The following is a 21,549-nucleotide window of genomic DNA, read 5'->3' on the forward strand; positions in this document are numbered from 1 at the left end:
GTTTCTGTGATTAGTTGGTTAATTAGTTTCTCAAAGGTTTACCTGTTTTTAGCATATGTTGAATACGCTCTAAGGTTTTGCGCTCTCCACATAGCGAAAGGAAGGCCTCTCTTTCTAGGTCAAGTAAGTATTGTTCTGATACTAAAGTTGCCTCAGATAAGTCTCCTCCAGCCATTACATAGGCTAATTTATTGGCAATTTTGTGATCGTGCTCTGAAATATACTTACCAGCCATCATACTATCTGTTCCAACGTAGAACATACCCAAAGCTTGACGACCTAATACTTTGATATCTTTGCGTTTCACTGGTTGCGTATAACCCGCTTGAGCCATAACCAAGGCTTCGCGTTTAGCCTGCGCAATTTGTAGGTCTTTGTTTACGACCACCAAGTCTTTTCCTCTTTGAAGAATATTATAATCATAAGCCTCTTCAGCAGAAGTGGCTACTTTCGCCATTCCAATCGTTAAGAAATGCTCTTGAAGCGTATTCAATTCAACGTCGTTTTTGCGGTATAAATCCGAAGCGCGAACCGTCATCTCTTTTGATCCACCACCGCCAGGGATTAAACCTACACCAAACTCTACCAAACCAATATAAGTTTCGGCAGCCGCCACTACTTTATCTGCGTGTAAGCTCAACTCACATCCACCTCCAAAGGTCATTCCGTGGGGTGCAGCCACAACTGGAATAGCAGAATAACGCATTTTCATCATCGTATCTTGGAACATTTTAATTGCGATATTCAATTCATCCCAATCTTGTTCTGCAGCCATCATGAAAATCATCATCAAATTGGCTCCAACCGAGAAGTTTGAACCTTGATTTCCAACAACTAACCCTTCGAAATCTTGTTCGGCAATTTCAACAGCCTTATTTAATCCAGCTAAAACCCCACCGCCAATGGTATTCATTTTCGAGTGAAATTCTAAGTTTACAATGCCATCACCTAAATCGAGTAGGGTAGCTTCGCTATTGCCCCATACCTTATTGGTGTTGCGAATATTGTTCAAGATGATAAAAGCGTCTTGACCTGGGATAGCGTCAAATGTTTTCGCTTCTTGGTTGTAAAACAGTTTTCTTCCATTTTCAATTTTGTAGAAGCTCGTTGCTCCCGAAGCAGCTAGGTCTTTTACCCATTGAGCAACTTGATACCCTTCTTTCTCAACTAAGTCGATTCCCTTCTGAAGCCCCAATACATCCCAAGTTTCAAAAGGACCGTATTTCCAAGCATAACCCGTACGCATGGCATCGTCAATTGAAAATAAAGTATCTGTAATTTCAGGTACGCGTTGTGAAACATAAGCGAATAGAGAAGCAAAGTGCTTGCGCATTAGCGTTCCCGCTTTTCCAGGATCAGCCAATAATACCGACCATTTTGCCTTTGTACCCCCCGCTTGATTAGCTGTTTCAATAGCTTCAATCTTCGCGCGTTCTAAAGGTCTGTAGGTTAATGTATTTAAATCAAGGGCAAAGCGATTGGTTTTTCCTTCTTTGTCTACCTCTTTATAATAGAATCCCTTTTTGGATTTATCACCTAAAAATTTGTTTTCAAGCAAGAAATTCAAAGCAGCATTGTCTTTTACCTCTTGAATCATGGCATCTGCTGGGCAGTTTTGCTTTAGTCCCATCGTTACGTTGATTGCCGTATCCAATCCTACTAAATCCCCCAATTTGAAGGTTCCTGTTTTAGGACGTCCTAAGAAAGATCCCGTTAAAGTATCGGCTTCTTCAATGGTAAGTCCAATCTCTTGGGTGAGTTGCATCACCATTGCCATAGAATATACCCCAATTCTATTTCCAATAAAACCAGGAGTATCTTTACATAAAACCGGAGTTTTACCTAAATATAAACGGGCGTAGTCTTGGAAAAAAGAAACAACTGCTGGAGCCGTTTGAGGGCCTGGAATAATCTCAAATAAAGGCAAATAACGCGGTGGGTTAAAGAAGTGTGTCCCGCAAAAATGGTGTTGAAAATCCTCAGAGCGACCCTCAACGAGTAGTTTCATGGGAATTCCAGATGTATTTGAAGTAATTAAAGTGCCTGGTTTTCTGTATTTCTCGATGTTTTCAAAAACAGATTTTTTTATGTCTAGTCGCTCAATAACAACCTCAATAATCCAATCTACGTCTTTGATTTTCGATAAATCATCGGCTAAGTTTCCTACCGTAATACGATCCGCAAAACGAGGCGTATAAATAGGAGCCGGTTTTGATTTTAGTGCATTGCTTAAATGCGTTTGTGCAATTTTATTTCGAACCGCACGATCATTTAAGGTTAACCCCTTTTTCTCTTCTTCAGGAGTTAAAGCATTGGGAACAATATCCATTAACAATACCTCAACACCAATATTGGCAAAATGGCATGCAATAGCTGATCCCATAACACCTGAACCAATTACAGCCACTTTTTTAATTCTTCTTTTCATATGTTTATATAATTCCTATGGTTAATACTTTGTTTTGTTCACTTACTTCTTCGAGTCGAAGATTGCTTTGTCGGCAATCAATTGATTAATCGTTTCCGTTACAGCAATGAAGTTGGCAATCTGCTCTTCTGTCAAATGTTTGCAAATGGCTTCGTTGAATCGCTTGACTTTTTCCTTAGAAAGCTCTCTTTTTTCAAGGCCTAAAGGCGTAAGTTTTATGATAACCCCTCGACCATCGTGAGGATTTTTCTCTCTAGTGATTAATCCTTTTTCCTCCATTTTTTTCAGTGTACGAGTCAAACTCGTCGCTTCCATTCCCATGTTAGGACCTAATAGAGTAGAAGGGGTACCGTTTTTATCAATACTCAACAGAGCAAAAGCTAAAGACATGGTTGCGTCGTATTTAGCAGCTTCTTCGTTATACATCCTAGCTACTGCTTGCCAAGTTGCTCGTAAAGTATAGTCTATTGTTTTGTCCTTCATTTCAAGTTGGTTAAACTCAAATATAAGAAAAAAATAATATGCACGCATACTATTGGGTGAATTTTTTTTGAAGTTGTTGCTTTACTTCTCTAAATAAAATCCCCAAAGTGTTTAAGTTCTTCTAAATTAGTGAATTATTTTAAAACAGAAAAGCAAAGAAGTTTAAGCTTTGGTTAAGAAAAAGCAGAAAGAAGGAAAAGAGCAGCGGATTGGGGAAGAAAGAGTATCTTTGGGCTGTTTAATAAAAATGAATTAATCCTAGGCAATTTTTAAAATCATGGACAGAGATACAAGCCACTTTTCTTTCATAAGAACATCGAAAACCTATTTACCTCAATATGATGTATTATTAGAAAAAGTATACGCTTATAGTGAGTGGCCTACGTTTATCCTACAAGATAAAGCAAATATTAAATACTGGGAAGACCTGTATGTTGAATTTCCGCTGTATCAGTTTTTTTTAGTGGATGGACAAGAAGTAGTTGGAAATGGAAATTGCGTGCCTTTGAGTTTAACAGCAGCCGAATTGAATAATTTGCCAGCAGAGGGATGGGATTGGGCATTAGAACGCGCTTTTTTAGATAGACAAGCAGGAAAAACCCCTAATGTTTTATGTGCCTTACAGATTGGAGTTAATCCAGCTTATCAAGGGAGAGGTATTAGCAATACACTAGTGCGCTTTATGAAAGCCATTGCGAAGGAACAGCAAGTAGATTCGTTTATCTTACCTATTCGACCAAATCGAAAACATCAGTATCCTCTTCAGCAAATGGAAGAATATATCACATGGAAAAACGAGGAGGGATGGCCTTTTGATCCTTGGATACGCACCCATTGTAAAAATGGCGCTACCCTTGTTAAAGTATGTACTAAAGCCATGTTAGTAGAAGGTAGTGTACAAGAATGGGAGCAATGGACCAATCGATCGTTCCAAAGTTCTGGAAATTACGTTATTGATTTTGCGTTAAATCCCATAGAAATAGATATAGAAAAAAATATAGGACGTTATATTGAACCCAATGTTTGGATGAAATACGCGCTGGATTAACGAGGCAGAAGTGCCGAAATAAGCCCACAAAAAGTACATTCTTTTTGTGGGCTTTTTTTATACCCATAAACGACAGGAGGTTCGGTCGGAGAAGTGTGAAAATAAAAGAACGATGAGACTTGTTTATGTCTTTGATTTAATATAATTTTAAGTTAATTTTTAAAGAATTGATTTGCTTATTAATTGAGCCTCTTCTTTTAGGTGGATGCTGAAATTATGGTGAAGGAGCTGAGAAGGAGAAAAAGCAGAAAGAGTATGAAAGGCTTTTGGATAGGAGAGGTAACAGAAAATCAAAAGCAAAATAAACATAAACCAATCTATTAATTTATAAATCAATGAAGAAAAAACTACCCTTGTTGAGCTTGCTAGCCACCTGTTTGATTAGTACACTGAGTATTGCACAAGAGAATACACGTATCATGACCATTTTTGATAAGATTGTTTTTTACGATGGCTATGCAGCAACCTCTGAAGAAGCAACACCTCCAGGTATTATGCGTTTAAACAATGCACTTTACGCCAAAAAAATGACGACTGTAGAGCGTCAATCCATTTTATCAACCCTAGAACTAGAAGTAACAATAGGTGCTCTTTGCGACAATTATGACCGCATTGGCGGTGTTTTTCTTTCTTTGGTACCTCAGGGAGAGCCCATGACAACACAAAACAAAAAAACCATTGAAATTGGGCGTTTTATAACTCCTTTTATGAATAAGAATAGACAACCTACTACAGTGCCTTATGTCTTTGACTTAAACCATTTGGTTCCTTTATTTAAAGATCCATCCTTTGCTGCCTATGATGTTTGGATTGAATTCAATGTGTTTGGCGTTCCTTATGCTGCTAATAATGAAGTACAGGGCTGTGCAGGGCGATCTGATGTATTTGAAGGAACCCTAAAATTGAAATCAAAAGATACGGGAAATGCTTTTGATACCTTTTTCTTATTGCCTTTGGCCAGCAGAGATTCGTTTAATAATTACAATGCAACAGATGTTCCAGGGACGACAACAAAAATCTATCAATTTGAGGTGGAAGAAAACCTCAATGAATCGTTTTTTCATTTAATTACTTCCAATCATGGAGCGAATGCAGGAGGAGAGGAGTACATCCGTCGTACGCATCAGGTTTATTTAGATGGAGCATTAATTTCAACTTATATACCAGGGGGAAAATCATGTGAACCTTATCGTCAGTACAATACCCAAGGCAATGGAATTTACGGTTCACGACCAAAAAGTGAAGCGGATTGGACGAGTTGGAACAACTGGTGCCCAGGGGATGTGATTCCCAATAGAATCCTTCCCCTTGCCAATCTTCAAAAAGGAACTCACGAATTTAAAATTACTGTACCTGACGCGCGTTTTAATGAAGGCCAAGGTGATTTCCCATTGTCCCTCTACTTTTTTGCTAAAGGGATGAACGGTGTACTTGCTACAGAGAAATTTGAGCAAGTAACCTATCAGATTTATCCAAATCCAACCACAGACGTTGTGTATGTTCATTCACCCAATGAAGTCAAAGAAGTAGTGGTCTATACGATGAGTGGAAGCAAAGTACTCGAAGCTAAAAATACCAGTACAATCAATTGTAAATCGCTAACTGCAGGAAATTATATCTTTTCGATTGTATTTGACAATGGAATAAAAACCACGGAAAAGATTGTAAAGAAATAGAAGGCGATTGTTTATTCAATCCCATTCGTTAAAAGCACTGTTTGATTAGACAGTGCTTTGTTATTTTTAGTACTTTTGCTTTTATGAAACGAGTATTCCTTTTTCTTGTTGTTTCTTTTTTTGTGGCTTGCTCCAAAGAAGCAAAGCCCTTACCTTATTTGGGAAATCACACAGAAAAAGTCACTGCAGCAGGTGAGCGAAAAGAAGTGTATTATCAAATTCCTTCTTTTTCCTTGCTGAATCAAGATAGTCTTGTGGTTTCCAATCAAACACTAGCTGGAAAGATTTACATTACCGATTTTATCTTTTTACAATGTCCGACGATTTGCCCTAAGATGAATCTTGAGATGAAAAGAGTGTATGATGCTTATCAAACGCAAGAAGACGTCTTATTTGTTTCCCATACTATTGATCCAAAAAACGACAGCATTCCTGTATTAAAAGCTTATAGTGAGTCTATAGGGGTTCAAGCTCCAAAATGGCAGTTTCTCCATGGTGATGAGCAGGTGATTCACCAATTAGCTCAAAGTTATTTTATGCAAGCTTATCAAGAGAATAATGCTCCTGGGGGATATGCGCATAGTGGTGGTTTTTTATTAATTGACGGGAATCAGCATATTCGCGGGGTTTACGATGGAACGAATACCGCCGATGTTGATCGATTAATTCAGGATATCAGTCAATTGTTACAAGAAAAAAAATAAAATGAAAAAGCAGCTTTTACTTCTTTTATTGCTTTCTTTTATTTACCAAAATACCTCGAGTTTTTGGATTCTAACCTCATTCTATATCAATCAAGAATACATTGCTGACAATATCTGTATCAATCGCTTTGATGCTATTCCAATCTGTTATGGGAGTTGTTATCTTCAAAGTGAATTATCCGAAGATTCAGATAAAAAAATGGAGCTTCCTCAATTAAAAATGAAGGAAGTACAACCTTTATTCAGCCAATCCATGGCGTATGAACCCTATGTGGTTCACGCTATTCTTTTAGAACATATTCCTTATCCAAGTTATGTAAATACCTTGGAAATCATCCCTTTTGTTTCTGCTGTTTTTCAACCTCCAGAATGGGTTTAACTACCTAGAATGTAATTAATCACAGTCTTTTCTACCGATTGAATGAAGCAATTCTTCAAACCTAGGTAGTGATAATCACTGTGGTGTAGAGTAAAGTTAAACCAGAAAAAACAACTGTATGCAAGCGACAAAAATACCCGTTTGCACAATGGGTTTATTTCATACAACACTCGATTTATGGATGGATAATCTCGAAGGATTACTCCAAAAATACCCCGTATTATCTGTGCCACATACGCATTCCTTTTACTTGATTTTGTGCATTGAAAAAGGAGGAGGATCTCTTGTTGTAGATCAAGATAAGATTTGTTTTGAATCCAATCAGGTCTTGATTATTAAACCCCATTGTATCAACGCCATTACCTTGAAAGAAGGCAGTATAGGAACCGTTATAGGGTTTACAACTGATTTCTTTTCCCTTCGATACAACACCAATGTATTGCACCAGTTTCCTTATTTTAACGAAGGAAACCAAACCGCTTTTCACATCCCTCAAGATTCAGTAAAAAGTATGCAATTTCTCTTGTGGCAAATGTTAGCGGAATATAGAACACAAAAGAAAGCCACTCAAAAGGTCTTGCGTTCGTATTTAAATATTTTGTTGATTGAATTGGATCGCATGTATGTGCCTCAACATACGGTGAAAGTGCACAATGCCGTGCATGAAAAAATACAGAAATATCAAGTGCTTATTGAACAGCATTTTAAAACCCATAAAATGCCATCAGAGTATGCGGATATGTTGCACATCAGTACCAATTACCTCAATAAGATTTGCCGTACTATACTAGGACAAACATCGGGTAATTTGATTAAACAACACATCATCTTAGAAGCCAAGCGCTTGTTGAGTTATACTACGCATTCCATTAGTGAAATAGCGAATGAATTGGGGTTTGAACACGCTTCTTATTTTGTGACTATTTTTAAAAAGGCTACAAACCAAACACCTGAGCAATACAGAAAAAATCAATGGATTGCCTAGGTTAATAGCGAAAGGCGTTTACGATATCGCCTTTCGCTTATACAGGCTAAAATTGTGAGGTTATGTGAATTTCAATAAACAAGGAATAATTTATGTAGTTAAGATTGCACTAAACAAACAACAGTCTATTTTTAAATTCTCATCAAAAACACTTTCATTTTGTTAAAAGTATCAAGGATTCATTTCTAATTGACTACCTTTAATTTTTATAAAGTAAAAAGATATTATGTTCAAGCGTTTGCTATTGCTTTTTTGTTTTTTAGGAGGTTTTCTGACTATACAAGCACAGAATCGAGTAGAGCAGGTGATGGAAATCTTCATGGAAGATTACAATACCAGCAATTACGATCAATTTTATCATCGTTTTTCTGAGTCCCTTCAAAGTAGGGTTCCTTTTAATACAGTAGAAGCTTTTTTTGATGAGATGAAACAAAACTTAGGGTCGATTATCAATATCGAATACTATGGATTGAATGACGATCAAACTCCGCTATTTAAAACACAATTTGAAAAAGATACCGCTATTGTCAATTTCGCCTTTGATGAAGAGTCGAATATTGTTGGTTTTCGCATTTTAGATTATGTCAATCAAGATGATTTACGCCAAGGATTAATTGAGAAATCACTGGAGGATATCATTTTAGATAATGCCAATCATTTACCTGAACAAGGAGAAATAGCCTTGGCTATTATTAAAGGAGATCAAGTGCATTATTATGGATTGAAGAAGAAGTCTAAATTGATTCGCGATGTCGATAACAAAAGAGGATTATTTGCCTTGGGAACCTTTACTTCCATCTTCACCAATACGATTTTAGCACAAGCAGATGTAGAAGGCAAAGTAAAGTTGTGGGAAGACATCAACGCATACTATCCACAGCCATTTAAAGATACGCTGTCCTTTTCTTTTTCTTCTTTAGCCAATGGAAGCGCCATGTTGCCCTTCTTTCCCAAAATCACCTTGGTAGGAGAGGATTTGGTAACCAATAAAAAGAAGAGAAAAGAACAAGAAACCAGTATAGGTAATCCGTCGATTGCAAATTATTTAGCCCAAGATATCGAATTAGATACCCTCAAAGTACGAGGTCGTTTCTCTATCTTTGGTAGTAGTGTTTTAGGAGATGCTTTGGCTCGTGTATACCATAAACCTTATACAGACTTGTTTAAAACGCATATCGTAGACCAATATAACTTACCATCCACCCAGTTGATTAAATCGAGAAGGACTAAGACAGTGGAATCCATTGGCAAGGTTGATTTAGGATTAGACAATAAAGCGAGTTATATGGATATCTTCTTGCCTTCCACGCAAGGATATTCCACGATAGAAGACTTGTCTACCTATATTCAGGCCTATTTTGATCCCAAAAATAAAGAATTAGCCCTGATGCAGAAGCCAACCTATATGATTACTCCAGATGATTGGATTAGTTTAGGATGGCGATTAAACTTCTTTGGAGATAAGGAATCTCTCTATTTTCATCGAGGTATAGATGTGGCTTATTCCAATTTTGTCAGTTTTAGTCCAGAGCGAAAAGAAGGCGTTATCGTATTAGCCAATAGCTCAATGGACGATATGGTTCAATTGGTTGAGAATTTGAGCTTTCAAATTTGGTCCAAACTGGTCTTAGAAGATAAAGAATAGAAGAAAAGGATGGCGAGTAGTCATCCTTTTTTTGTGGATTAATTACATCGTATAAATGATTGAAAATAAAGATATAGTTTGCAATAGCATAAAGTAAAGAGAAAAGAAGACTGATTTTTGCTTGGTATACAAATAATTATATATTTTCGTTAACTTTTTATTAGTATTTATTTTGCTATTTTTAACTTTATTGAAACCAATATGATGTTTAAAAAACTACTTATGCTATCAGCATTAGCCTTATTGCCCTATACCTTAGTGGCACAAGAAGAACACGATGAATATGAATTGCGTGGAAACGAAAAAATGGGGTGGATTATCAACAAAGAAGGAAAGAAAATCGAAGGGGTTGTCAAATTAGTCGGAACAGATCAAACCCCTTGGGAAAATCAATTAAAAGTAAAGTTTATTGCTTTTGATGAGATTAACAAAGAGAAGAAAAGACAAAAATTTAAAACACTAAAAACAGATGAGTTAAAGGGGTATGCCGCTTATGATGGAGAGGTGTTGCGCGAATTTGAATTGATAAAATATAAAAATATTCGAGAATCTTCTGCTTCAGATGGAAGTGGAGTTTCTGGAAAGATTAAGTTGATTAAAAACTTATCAACTTCCGAGTATATGGTGGAAGTAGTTGTACCTGGTGCAGTTAAAGTTTATCGTTTATATGGATTGCCTTCTTCTGTTGCTATTGGCAATGCTGAAGTGAGAGAAAGAGAGCAAGATATTAAGTATATTATCGAATCGCCAACTATTTTGGTTGTAAAAAATGGTGGAAAAATTGAAGAGTTAAATAGCAGCGATTTTAAGAAGCTAACAGAAGATTGTTCTTATGTACGCACAAAAATGCTAAATAACGAATACGCTAGTTATAATCCAGAAAAAGAAGAAAAGAAGAAATCTAAATTAGGCGCTTTGCTGAAGAATGAGTTCGAGTTAAACGGAGCTAAGATTCAACGTATGGCTTTAGAAATTCTACCAGACTACAATGAAAATTGTGGCAAATAAGAAAACAAAAAAGAAAACGCGATGATTTTTATTTCATCGCGTTTTTATTTCTAAAAGTATTATTTTTAAAAAAAGAACAAGTTTTATTATCAAGTAAAATGAAAATAACCTTTTCCCTTATTCCCATTCTTTTTCTTTTCTTATTTATAGGAATAATGCCTCGCAGTTATGCTCAAACACCAAAAGAAATTGAACTTCCTTTAGCTTTTGCACGATTCATAGGAATCAAGGTTTGTGATTCCTACACAATAAGCTATTTTATTAAGGAAGATATAGAGGGTAAACCCGTGTACAATAATGGTATATTGGTGAAAAAGGCAGATAAGAATAAAACTTTTTTGAATATGCGGACTTATCCACTATTTGATATAAAATTAGATAATGATACTTTAATGATAGAACGTATTTCTAAGATTGATTCTATTTATAAAAAGAAAGGTACTGAAGTAGTTATAAATATTAATGAATCTACTAGTGAAAATGGTTATACTATTTATCCTAAATGGAAAAATTATAGTATTAGAGATACAATTTGGAATAAAACTATACACAAGTCTGTACAAGGTGTGTCTACTAAAAATGAGAAAAAAGGTCAAATTATAGAGGATGATGTCATAGTTACTAGATATACTTATGATGTTAATCAGGATTTAATAAAACAAGATACAATAGCGTTTAAAAGTCCTTTCATCAAATCATACTTTGGTGAAGATGTAAAAGTAAATACGTATTCCAATAATACTATTTCTTTTAGCTATCGTTTAAAAAGAGATGAAACAGATGTAGAAACAACATATCTTGTATCGTGTACTTTAGATCGTAATAGTAATTTACAGTCATTTACTATATTTCGTTATCATGTAAGTAGGAGTACAATTTATGAAGATAGTATTTTTAAAATTTTTCATACAGAAGATTATCAATTTGTAGGTAATGCTGTTTTTTTATGTAATTAGAGTATGAGTTTGTATTTAACTCCAATCTTGCGAATTTAATAGTGATTATTTCAGTTGATACTTCGAGTGTAATCCATGGTTAGAATACGTTTACTGTAAATATTAAGTTGAACGAGAGTAAAGCACGGATTGCACTCGAGGCTTTAGCCGAATTGAGTGAAGTTAAATTCGCGCCTCCGTTTCTTCCTAATTTGATATGATTAGGTATCACGGATGAATTAAATGTTTAACTTTGTGATAGTATCAAATGATAGTATCAATGAAGCCACCTTATGAAATAACAGCAACAATCTTAAAGTATATTTCTTCCATTTCAGAAAAAATTGGAGCAGTTAATGCAAAGTATATCATCAAAACAAATCCAACGTTAAGAAAAGAAAACCAAATTAAAACGATTCATTCTTCTCTTCGCATTGAAGGGAATACCCTAACCGAAGAACAAATAACTGCTATATTAGAAAATAAAAGAGTGGTTGGTCCAGAAAAAGATATTTTGGAAGTTTTAAATGCGTTGGAGGTCTATAAGAATGTAAACAACTTAAATCCCCAAAAAGAAAGCGATTTTTTAAAAGCACATCAATTGCCTTTAAAAAAACTAATCGATAAACCTGGAAAATACAGAAATCAAGGAGTTGGAATTGTAAAAGGTTCAAAAGTGGAGCACATTGCTCCGCCATTTGAGCGGGTGCCGTTTCTAATGCAAGATTTATTTGAGTATTTGAAGGATCAAACTGAATTAACACTAATTAAAAGTTGTGTGTTCCATTATGAGATGGAATTTATTCATCCTTTTTTGGATGGCAATGGAAGAATGGGGCGATTATGGCAAACACTAATTCTTATGCAAGAGTATGCTGTTTTTGAATTTTTGCCTTTTGAGACTTTGATCTCAAAAAATCAAGAGGCCTATTACAGAGCATTATCTCTATCAGATAAGGAAGGTCAATCAACTGCGTTTATTGAGTATATGTTGAGCATTATTGATCATTCGCTAGCGGAACTATTAGATAATTCAGCTAAGAAACTAACAGAAACAGATCGAATTACATTGTTTCTAGAAAGTAACAAGAATGAATTTATGCGAAAAGATTATTTAAACTTTTTTAAGGATATCTCTTCAGCAACGGCAAGTCGAGATTTAAAAAAAGCTGTTGAAGATAAATTACTCACAAAAGAGGGAGATAAAAAGATAACAACCTATAAAAAACGATAAGGCGGTGTACCTTTAAAAAAGAAGGGAGGGAATATTACTCTAAATCTTGCGAATCTGATTTAGTTTTATTCGGTTGAAGCCTCGAGTGCAATCCGTGCGTTAGATTTTTAGATTTAACAAGTATAAAGGCGTGGATTGTAAATCCGCGCCATCGAATTAAAACAAAAACTGATTATATTCTTTTTTTTTATTTCTATTTTAATAAAAATAATCAAAAATCAAATTTTAATTAGGTTGTTTTGGTGGTTATGGTTAAGTTTGAGTAGAAGGTTGTTCGCGAATTTTACTTTTGTTTTAAGGTCTAATTTAACAAGAACCTAGAATATGTAATTTGTTTAAAATCCGCTGATAAGAATGAAAGGGTATTGTATCGCTTGTTTGCTTCTACTGTTTCATGTTTGTAGTATCTCTTGGGGACAAGTACCTCCTTATCAGCATACGAAAACATTGTTATTGCGTGAACGATTAAAAACGAATTATTACCAGAAGAGTCCTATTAGAACAGAAGAATGGATGAGATCCTATAAACGGGAAGATATACCAATGTTTACCCTATTTGCTTATGATTCTATTTCTGATTTTGATATGGAAAGTAAATTACAGCGTTTTTATTATAGAAAATACTGCAGTTTTACAGCTCCAAAAGGAGTAAGAAAAATAACCTATTATCTAGGAAATAGCTGGATTGACTCGATCCAAGAGAGCACACATGTGTTTTTTTTTAATCGTAAAACTCAACGTTTAGAAAAAGAAATTCAATACGATAAAAATGATTTTAATTTACAATCCTACGATCAAGTAAAAAAGAGAGAATACAAGTATCAATACGAAGAAACGAAGGAAGAAATTACGGTTACAAAGTTTGAAAACACCAAAAATGGTTTACTATTTCTTAGTCAATATGTTTACTCCAAGGATAAAAGTAGATTATTAAGAAATAAATTTAAAACCCTTGATTATCAGTTAGATTTGTTACGACAGCATATTGATACAACTGTTTTGAATAAGAATGTAGAATTTAAGTATGATGAGTACAATAAACTCAGAGAGATTGTTTATCAAGGGAGTATTGATTATGAATCTGGATTTAATTTTAAAAAGGAGAATTTTACTTGGGATTTTAGCACATATGATGATTACACACATGGATGGTCTAAGAAGGAGAATTGGCTTTCTTTTATGAATAATGATGAAGAAGAAGGAGAATCTATTTTGTTTCCTACAAATCTTGATTTAAAATTTATTAATGGTTATAGTTTTTCATACGAGGACAAGGGAAATAAAGAAATATTGAATCCTGCTGAACAAAGTCTGACGGTGCGTATGCAACACTCGAGTAATATTTATAATTCTTTTATACAAGAGATAGATAAGTATCAAAATACGAAAAGTAGTCAGTATTACTTAGATCATAAGATTTTACTATTTGATGAATCTATTCATCTTAGTAATGCTTATATGGTCAGCAATTATCATTTAAGTTTCTCTAATCAACCCATGTGGAATATTACAGATAATACTCCAATGGAATATGTTTTCCTAACGAAAAGAGAACTAAAAAATCAATATAGTTTGCTTTATATTCAAAAAAACATACCATTAATGCCTCCGCTTGTACATAATTGGTTTTGGAATAAGGATTATTTTTCGACATTTAAGGCTTGGCAAGACTTGAAGAATGAAGAATATATAGTAGAGCTAAAATCAAAAAAAGGATTGAATGAAATTTACTTAATTCACAATAATGTAAAACGTCCTTTAATAACAATTAATTAAAATTTTAGTATGTCATTTAATTCTTTTATAAAAGAGAAGATAAATTATATTCATCAAAATCCTGTAAAAGAAAAAGTTGTTTTAAAAGCAGAAGATTATTATTTCAGTTCGGCTCGTAATTACGCAGGTTTAGAATATGAAATTGAAGTTGAGCTCTTGTTTATGAGATAGATGAAGGCACGGATTGCACTCGAGGCATCGGCCGAATTGAACGTAGTTAAATCCGCGCCATCGGTAAAGTTGTTTTAAAAGCAGAAGATTATTATTTCAGTTCGGCTCGTAATTACGCAGGTTTAGAATATGAAATCGAAGTTGAGCTATTGTTTATGGGATAGATGAAGGCACGGATTGCACTCGAGGCATCGGCCGAATTGAACGTAGTTAAATCCGCGCCATCGGTTTCAGTTAATGCCTCAAGTGCAATCCGTGCTATCGAGATAAAGAAAAACAAAGCGGATGTCTTTTTTAAGACATCCGCTTTGTTTTTTCTATTCATTATCCTTTAGAAGAAGTAGGTTTACTAACCTTTCTCGGTCTTTTTCGTCCATATGATTTATTTACAATCTTTCCTCTTCTTGTTTTTAAATCTCCTTTTCCCATAATAAAAAATTAAAGTTTAACATTCGATTCTCCAAGATACGAATTATAATCCAAAGGATAAGTTTTAAGAAGCTAAAAGTATAAGAATCAGTTGTTTTGTTTCTTTTTGTCAGTGTAACGTGCAAAATAGAAGTAGGAGTAAAGAAGGAAATGACTTCCTAGGAAAAGGAGGTGAAAATTTAGTGGCAAAATGTTGTGCAAATTAGTTTGTAGAGTTGCTATTTAAGCCTTATTTTAGTGCCCTTTAAAACCAATTATGAAACATATAGATTATAACCGAAAAGACCTATCAGATCAAACGTTAGTTGAGCTGTATAAAAGGCTATTGAAACCAAGAATGATTGAAGAAAAGATGCTTATTTTAATCCGTCAAGGAAAAGTGTCGAAATGGTTTTCTGGAATTGGGCAAGAAGCAATATCGGTAGGTATTGTAGCTGCTTTAGAGAACGATGAGTATGTGTTGCCTATGCACCGTAATTTAAGTGTTTTTACCTCTAGAGATATTCCGTTGTATCGTTTGTTTTCACAATGGCAAGGAAAAGGAGAAGGTTTTACAAAAGGAAGAGATCGCTCGTTCCACTTCGGTACACAAGAGTTTAATATCGTAGGGATGATTTCGCATTTAGGTCCACAATTAGGTGTGGCAGACGGAATCGCCTTAGCACATAAATTGCGTGAAGAAAAGAAAATTACCGCTGTATTTACAGGAGAAGGCGCAACTTCAGAAGGCGATTTTCACGAAGCCTTAAACGTAGCTTCCGTTTGGGATTTACCCGTGTTATTCGTGATTGAGAATAACGGATATGGTTTATCAACACCAACAAACGAACAATACCGTTGTGAGCATTTAGCTGATCGCGGTATTGGATATGGAATGGAAAGCCACATCATCGATGGAAATGACATCTTAGAAGTATATACAAAGATTGATGCATTGGCAAAATCAATGCGCGAAAACCCACGTCCAGTATTAGTGGAGTTCTTGACTTTTAGAAGAAGAGGACACGAAGAGGCGAGTGGTACGAAATACGTTCCACAAGAGCTAATGGACATGTGGGAGAAGAAAGATCCAGTTGAAAATTACCGTGCTTACTTAAAAGAAATCGGTGTATTAACGGATGCTTTAGATGAGGAAATTAGAGCAGCATTCAAAAAAGAAATCGATACGGATTGGAAACGCACCCAAGAAGAGGAGCCAATCCAAGCGAATCTTGAAACAGAAATGAACGATATGTACGCGCCATTTCACTACGAACACGTAGAAGCAAGTGGGGAGATGAAGAACATTCGTTTAATTGATGCAATCTCAGAAGGATTAAAACAGTCGTTCGAGAAACATCCAGAGTTAATCATCATGGGACAAGATATTGCCGAATATGGAGGAGCGTTTAAAGTAACCGACGGATTCGTAGAGCAATTTGGCAAAGGACGTATTCGCAATACGCCAATTTGTGAGAGTTCAATCGTTTCTGCGGCCATGGGATATTCAATCAATGGAGGAAAGGCAATTATGGAAATGCAATTTGCCGATTTCGTTTCGACTGGATTCAACCCCATTGTAAACTATTTAGCAAAAGTACACTACCGTTGGAATGAAAAAGCCGATGTAGTGGTGCGTATGCCATGTGGAGGAGGAACACAAGCTGGGCCTTTTCACTCGCAAACCAATGAAGCTTGGTTTACAAAAACACCAGGATTAAAAGTGGTTTATCCTGCATTCCCAGTAGATGCAAAAGGATTGATGAATACTGCAATTAACGATCCTAACCCGGTTATTTTCTTTGAGCACAAACAATTGTACAGAAGTATTTACCAGGATGTACCGAGCAACTACTATACCATTCCATTTGGTCAAGCGGCTTTAATAAAAGAAGGATCAGACGTAACGATTGTGTCTTTTGGAGCGGGAGTTCACTGGGCATTAGAAACCTTGGAGAAACACCCAGAGATTAAAGCAGATTTAATTGATTTGCGTACCTTACAACCGTTAGATACAGAAACTGTATATAAATCAGTAAAGAAAACAAATAAAGTTATAATTTTGCAAGAAGACACTCTATTTGGAGGTATTGCAAGTGACCTATCAGCAATGATTATGGAAAACTGTTTTGAACACTTAGACGCACCAGTAAAACGCGTAGGAAGTATCGAAACAGCCATCCCATTTGTGAAAGCTTTAGAAGATCAATATTTGCCAAAAGGTAGATTTGAAGCAGCGCTATTGGATTTATTAGCGTACTAAACAGAAAGAACTACACAACATACATATATGAGTAACACAATCACACAGACTAATTTTAAATTTCCAAACCAAAAAAGTGTGTACCACGGAAAAGTAAGAGAAGTTTACACCATTGCAGACCAAGTTTTAGTTATGGTAGCAACGGATCGTTTATCTGCTTTTGACGTGATTATGCCTAAGGGGATTCCTTACAAAGGACAAATATTGAATCAAATTGCAACGCGATTCATGCAGATGACTGAAGATATCGTGCCAAACTGGCTGATGGCTAGTCCTGATCCCAATGTTGCAGTAGGACATATTTGCGAGCCTTTTAAAGTAGAAATGGTAATTCGAGGCTATTTAGCAGGACATGCGGCTAGAGAATACAAAGAAGGAAAACGAGTTTTGTGTGGTGTTGCACTGCCTGAAGGGTTAAAAGAAAACGACAAATTGCCACAGCCCATTATTACGCCTTCAACAAAAGAAGAGTTAGGGTTACACGATGAGGATATTTCTAGAGAAGATATTTTGGCGCGTGGTATTGTTTCGGAAGAAGACTACCTTGTTTTGGAACAGTATACAAGAGCCTTATATCAAAGGGGAAGTGAAATTGCCGCACAGAGAGGATTGATTTTAGTCGATACAAAATATGAATTTGGGAAGACCAAAGAAGGAAAAATTGTATTGATTGACGAGATTCACACCCCAGATTCTTCGCGTTATTTCTATGCAGAAGGATACGAAGAACGTCAAGCAAAAGAAGAACCTCAAAAGCAGTTGTCAAAAGAATTCGTGAGACAATGGTTGATTAGTCACGGTTTCCAAGGAAAAGAAGGCCAACAAGTACCTGAAATGTCCGACGAATACATTCAAACCATTTCAGAACGCTATATTGAGTTGTATGAACATATTTTAGGAGAGCCCTTTGTAAAAGCAGATGTTTCGAATATCGAACAGCGAATTGAAACGAATGTAGTGGCTTTTTTGTCTAAAATTTAAAAAGAATAAAGACCATGACATTATTAGATAATTTAAAGTGGCGTTATGCTACAAAACGCTACAATAGCGCAGTTAAGTTAGAAGATGACAAAGTGATGCAAATTGTAGAGGCCGCTCGTTTAGCGCCGACTTCATCTGGATTACAGCCTTTTGAAATGGTTTTAATTAAAAATCAAGAAGTAAAAGAGCAGTTATTTCCAATAGCAATGAATCAGATGCAGATTAAAGAATGTTCACATCTGTTGATTTTTGCCGCTTGGGACAGTTATACAGAAGAGCGTATTGATGCTGTTTTTGACAATATGGAAGCAATCAGAGCTTTGCCAAAAGGAGAAATGAATGATTTCAAAAATAGCATTAAAGCTAATTTTAAAGGTCAAACTCCAGAACAACAGTTTCAACATGCTGCTCGACAAGCGTATATCGCTTTTGGAATGGCGATTGCCGCTGCGGCTGAATTAAAAATTGACGCCTCTCCAATGGAAGGGTTTCACAATGATCAATTGGACGCATTTTTAGGATTAGATAAAAAAGGATTAAAGAGTGTTACAATCTTAGCACTTGGAGAAAGAGATCCAGAAAATGATTGGTTGATGCCAATGAAAAAAGTTAGATTTCCACTAGCATCAATGCTTACGGTAATAGAATAACAAAAAAAGCCCCTGTTTGTAGAAATAGGGGCTTTTTTTATGCTACATTGTTGAGGATTTAGTAATCAAAAGCTTTTTTTTAAGATAGGATTTTTATATTCTCATTTTTTTTACTCTTTTAGCGTGTAAAGTTTAAAGGATTAGTGTGGGAATTCACAATAATCCTTGGGTTTAAATTAGCTTTTTTGTTTGGATTATTTTATATTCGTATCCTGTAAAATATTAGATTACGCGATGAGTCAAAATAAAAAAAACACAGCACTTTCTTTTGAAGATTTCAAGAAAGAGGTTATTCAAGATTATACAATTGCAAAGATCAGTAGAGAATGTAGTTTACTAGGTCGTCGTGAAGTTTTAACTGGGAAAGCTAAGTTTGGGATATTTGGAGATGGAAAAGAAGTACCACAATTGGCGATGGCTAAAGCTTTTCAAAATGGAGACTTTCGATCAGGGTACTACCGCGATCAAACCTTCATGATGGCAATTGGTCAGTTAAATATCCAACAGTTTTTTGCTGGTTTATTCGGTGATGCCAATATTGAAAATGATCCGATGTCAGGTGGACGCCAAATGGGTGGACACTTTGCTACACATAGTTTGGATGAAAATGGGAACTGGAAGAAGTTGACAGAACAAAAGAACTCAAGTGGTGATATATCTCCAACAGCTGGGCAAATGCCTCGTTTATTAGGGTTAGCGCAAGCTTCAAAATACTATAGAGCGATTCCAGATGCGGATAAAAATCAACAATTTTCTGTTAGCGGAAATGAAGTAGCTTGGGGAACGATTGGGAATGCTTCTACTTCAGAAGGGTTGTTCTTTGAAACAATCAATGCAGCCGGAGTATTACAAGTACCTATGGTAATGAGTGTTTGGGATGATCAATATGGAATCTCAGTTCACGCCAAATATCAAACAACAAAAGAAAATATTTCTGAAATATTAAAAGGTTTCCAACGCGATGAACATGGAAATGGATACGAGATTTTACGCGTAAAAGGATGGGATTATCCAACCTTAGTTGAGACTTATGCTAAAGCATCTCAAATCGCTAGAGAAGAGCATGTTCCGGTATTGATTCACGTACAAGAATTAACACAACCACAAGGACATTCAACTTCGGGATCTCATGAGCGTTACAAGAGCAAAGAGCGCTTAGCTTGGGAAGCAGAACAAGATTGTATCTTGCAAATGAGAAATTGGATGATTGAAGCCAATATCGCTACTGCTGAAGAGTTAGACGTACTAGATAAAGACTTGAAAAAACAAGTATTAGACGGTAAGAAAGAAGCTTGGAAAAACTACTTAGATCCAATTATTGCAGAGCGCAATGAATTAGTAGCTGTTTTACAACAAGTTGCTGCTCAAAGCCCAAATAAAGTATTTATTGAAAAGCACATTGCTGATTTACAAGAATTAAAAGAACCAATTCGCCGTGATGTACTAACTACAGCACGTAAAGTATTGCGTTTGATTATTCAAGAAGGAAGCAAAGGTCTTTTACTTCAATTTATTGAAAAATATTACGCAGCTGTACAACCAAAATACAGTTCTCACTTGTTCTCTGTTTCAGATCAAAAAGCAGAAGCAATTAAAGAAGTAGTTCCAACCTATGATGCAGATGCAGAAGAGGTAGATGCTCGTGTAATTTTACGTGATAACTTTGATTATATTTTAGAACATCACAAAAACGTAACTGTTTTTGGTGAAGATTCAGGAAATATTGGAGATGTTAACCAAGGGTTGGAAGGGCTACAAGAAAAACACGGAGAAGAACGCGTTACCGATACAGGAATTCGCGAAGCAACAATTTTAGGACAAGGAATTGGTATGGCCATGCGTGGTTTACGTCCAATTGCTGAAATTCAATATTTAGACTATTTGTTGTATGCAATTCAAATTATGAGCGATGATTTAGCTACTTTACAATACCGTACAGTAGGACGTCAAAAAGCACCGTTAATTGTGCGTACACGTGGACATCGTCTGGAAGGAATTTGGCATTCAGGATCTCCAATGGGGATGATTATCAATGCAATCCGAGGAATGCACGTATTAGTTCCTAGAGATATGACAAAAGCAGCTGGTTTCTATAATACACTATTAGAAAGTGATGAACCAGCCTTGTTAATTGAGTGTTTGAATGGATATCGCTTGAAAGAAAAAATGCCAAACAACATCGGTCAATTCAAAACGCCAATTGGGGTTGTTGAAACAATCAAAACAGGTAGTGATTTGACAATTGTATCGTATGGATCAACGTTGCGCATTGTAGAACAGGCGGCTAAAGAACTATTGGAAGTTGGAATTGATGTGGAAATCATCGATGCTCAATCGCTATTGCCATTTGATATCAATCAAGATGTAGTGAAGAGTTTGGCTAAAACCAATCGCTTGTTGGTTGTAGATGAAGATGTACCAGGTGGAGCATCTGCTTATCTATTACAGCAAATTTTAGAAGTGCAGAAAGGATACCGTCATTTGGATAGTGAACCTCAAACGTTGACATCTAAAGCACATAGACCTGCTTATGGAACCGATGGAGATTATTTTAGTAAACCATCAGTAGAAGATGTATTCGAAAAAGTATATGAATTAATGCATGAAGTAAACCCAACAAAGTTTCCTAAACTGTATTAAAAAGAAAACAAAAACCTCTCAAATTGAGAGGTTTTTGTTTATTTGATAATTTTAATTTATAAATTGTGTGTTTCTAAACTATTTTTTTATTTTGTAGATTACAAAATTCTTGTAGTTTTAGGGGAAATGAGAATA

At 35.5% G+C, this 21,549-nt stretch carries 17 protein-coding genes and 1 pseudogene; 15 read left to right on the top strand and 3 right to left on the bottom strand.

Annotation, left to right across the window (positions count from 1 at the left end; translation table 11 throughout):
* Positions 1 to 22: 22 nt before the first annotated feature.
* Positions 23 to 2,428 carry a 3-hydroxyacyl-CoA dehydrogenase/enoyl-CoA hydratase family protein gene (locus HX004_RS05875; protein ID WP_286441413.1) on the bottom strand — a complete coding sequence of 802 codons (2,406 nt, stop codon included), beginning with the start codon at positions 2,426 to 2,428 and terminating at the stop codon, positions 23 to 25.
* Between the two features lie 42 nt (positions 2,429 to 2,470).
* Positions 2,471 to 2,911, bottom strand: a complete 441-nt coding sequence (locus HX004_RS05880) for a MarR family winged helix-turn-helix transcriptional regulator (RefSeq protein ID WP_286441414.1) — start codon at positions 2,909 to 2,911, stop codon at positions 2,471 to 2,473.
* Between the two features lie 277 nt (positions 2,912 to 3,188).
* Between HX004_RS05880 and HX004_RS05885 the strand changes: the two genes are divergently transcribed.
* The 11 genes and pseudogenes from HX004_RS05885 to HX004_RS05935 all read left to right on the top strand — a co-directional run.
* The gene (locus tag HX004_RS05885) at positions 3,189 to 3,959 is read left to right on the top strand and encodes a GNAT family N-acetyltransferase (protein WP_286441415.1); all 771 of its coding nucleotides are present in this window, start codon (positions 3,189 to 3,191) and stop codon (positions 3,957 to 3,959) included.
* Positions 3,960 to 4,294: 335 nt separating this feature from the next.
* A complete protein-coding gene (locus HX004_RS05890) occupies positions 4,295 to 5,635 on the top strand; it encodes a peptide-N-glycosidase F-related protein (RefSeq protein WP_286441416.1) in 1,341 nt (446 codons plus the stop codon).
* Between the two features lie 83 nt (positions 5,636 to 5,718).
* Entirely contained in the window at positions 5,719 to 6,339 is a 621-nt protein-coding gene (locus tag HX004_RS05895; RefSeq protein ID WP_286441417.1) for an SCO family protein, read from the top strand.
* Position 6,340: 1 nt separating this feature from the next.
* Positions 6,341 to 6,718, top strand: a complete 378-nt coding sequence (locus HX004_RS05900) for a hypothetical protein (protein ID WP_286441418.1) — start codon at positions 6,341 to 6,343, stop codon at positions 6,716 to 6,718.
* A 118-nt stretch (positions 6,719 to 6,836) separates the two neighbouring features.
* Positions 6,837 to 7,703: an AraC family transcriptional regulator gene (locus tag HX004_RS05905; RefSeq protein WP_286441419.1), complete on the top strand. Its 867-nt coding sequence runs from the start codon at positions 6,837 to 6,839 to the stop codon at positions 7,701 to 7,703.
* Between the two features lie 226 nt (positions 7,704 to 7,929).
* Positions 7,930 to 9,348: a serine hydrolase domain-containing protein gene (locus tag HX004_RS05910; protein WP_286441420.1), complete on the top strand. Its 1,419-nt coding sequence runs from the start codon at positions 7,930 to 7,932 to the stop codon at positions 9,346 to 9,348.
* Positions 9,349 to 9,570: 222 nt separating this feature from the next.
* On the top strand, positions 9,571 to 10,356 hold the full coding sequence (locus HX004_RS05915; protein WP_286441421.1) for a hypothetical protein: 786 nt from the start codon (positions 9,571 to 9,573) through the stop codon (positions 10,354 to 10,356).
* Positions 10,344 to 11,312, top strand: coding sequence for a hypothetical protein (locus HX004_RS05920; protein WP_286441422.1), 969 nt, complete (start codon positions 10,344 to 10,346; stop codon positions 11,310 to 11,312). The genes HX004_RS05915 and HX004_RS05920 overlap by 13 nt, the downstream gene beginning before the upstream one ends.
* A gap of 259 nt (positions 11,313 to 11,571) precedes the next feature.
* Complete coding sequence (locus HX004_RS05925) at positions 11,572 to 12,525, top strand: Fic family protein (protein ID WP_286441423.1); 954 nt, start codon at positions 11,572 to 11,574, stop codon at positions 12,523 to 12,525.
* A gap of 354 nt (positions 12,526 to 12,879) precedes the next feature.
* The gene (locus tag HX004_RS05930; protein WP_286441424.1) at positions 12,880 to 14,301 is read left to right on the top strand and encodes a hypothetical protein; all 1,422 of its coding nucleotides are present in this window, start codon (positions 12,880 to 12,882) and stop codon (positions 14,299 to 14,301) included.
* An 18-nt stretch (positions 14,302 to 14,319) separates the two neighbouring features.
* Positions 14,320 to 14,472 (top strand): annotated as a pseudogene (locus HX004_RS05935) (REP-associated tyrosine transposase); the annotation flags it as partial.
* Positions 14,473 to 14,796: 324 nt separating this feature from the next.
* Here the strand turns inward: HX004_RS05935 and HX004_RS05940 are convergent.
* Positions 14,797 to 14,901: a 30S ribosomal protein THX gene (locus tag HX004_RS05940; RefSeq protein WP_286441425.1), complete on the bottom strand. Its 105-nt coding sequence runs from the start codon at positions 14,899 to 14,901 to the stop codon at positions 14,797 to 14,799.
* A 256-nt stretch (positions 14,902 to 15,157) separates the two neighbouring features.
* Here HX004_RS05940 and HX004_RS05945 point away from each other — a divergent pair, with 256 nt between their 5' ends.
* From HX004_RS05945 to HX004_RS05960, 4 genes are all read left to right on the top strand, one after another.
* The gene (locus HX004_RS05945; RefSeq protein ID WP_286441426.1) at positions 15,158 to 17,143 is read left to right on the top strand and encodes an alpha-ketoacid dehydrogenase subunit alpha/beta; all 1,986 of its coding nucleotides are present in this window, start codon (positions 15,158 to 15,160) and stop codon (positions 17,141 to 17,143) included.
* Positions 17,144 to 17,170: 27 nt separating this feature from the next.
* Positions 17,171 to 18,124 (top strand): phosphoribosylaminoimidazolesuccinocarboxamide synthase, encoded by a 954-nt coding sequence (locus HX004_RS05950; protein WP_286441427.1) that lies wholly within the window; start codon positions 17,171 to 17,173, stop codon positions 18,122 to 18,124.
* Positions 18,125 to 18,138: 14 nt separating this feature from the next.
* Positions 18,139 to 18,774 (top strand): nitroreductase family protein, encoded by a 636-nt coding sequence (locus HX004_RS05955; protein ID WP_286441428.1) that lies wholly within the window; start codon positions 18,139 to 18,141, stop codon positions 18,772 to 18,774.
* A gap of 234 nt (positions 18,775 to 19,008) precedes the next feature.
* Positions 19,009 to 21,414 carry an alpha-ketoacid dehydrogenase subunit alpha/beta gene (locus HX004_RS05960; protein WP_286441429.1) on the top strand — a complete coding sequence of 802 codons (2,406 nt, stop codon included), beginning with the start codon at positions 19,009 to 19,011 and terminating at the stop codon, positions 21,412 to 21,414.
* Positions 21,415 to 21,549 lie beyond the last annotated feature (135 nt).

Source organism: Myroides sp. 1354 (assembly GCF_030324495.1).
Lineage (GTDB): Bacteria > Bacteroidota > Bacteroidia > Flavobacteriales > Flavobacteriaceae > Flavobacterium.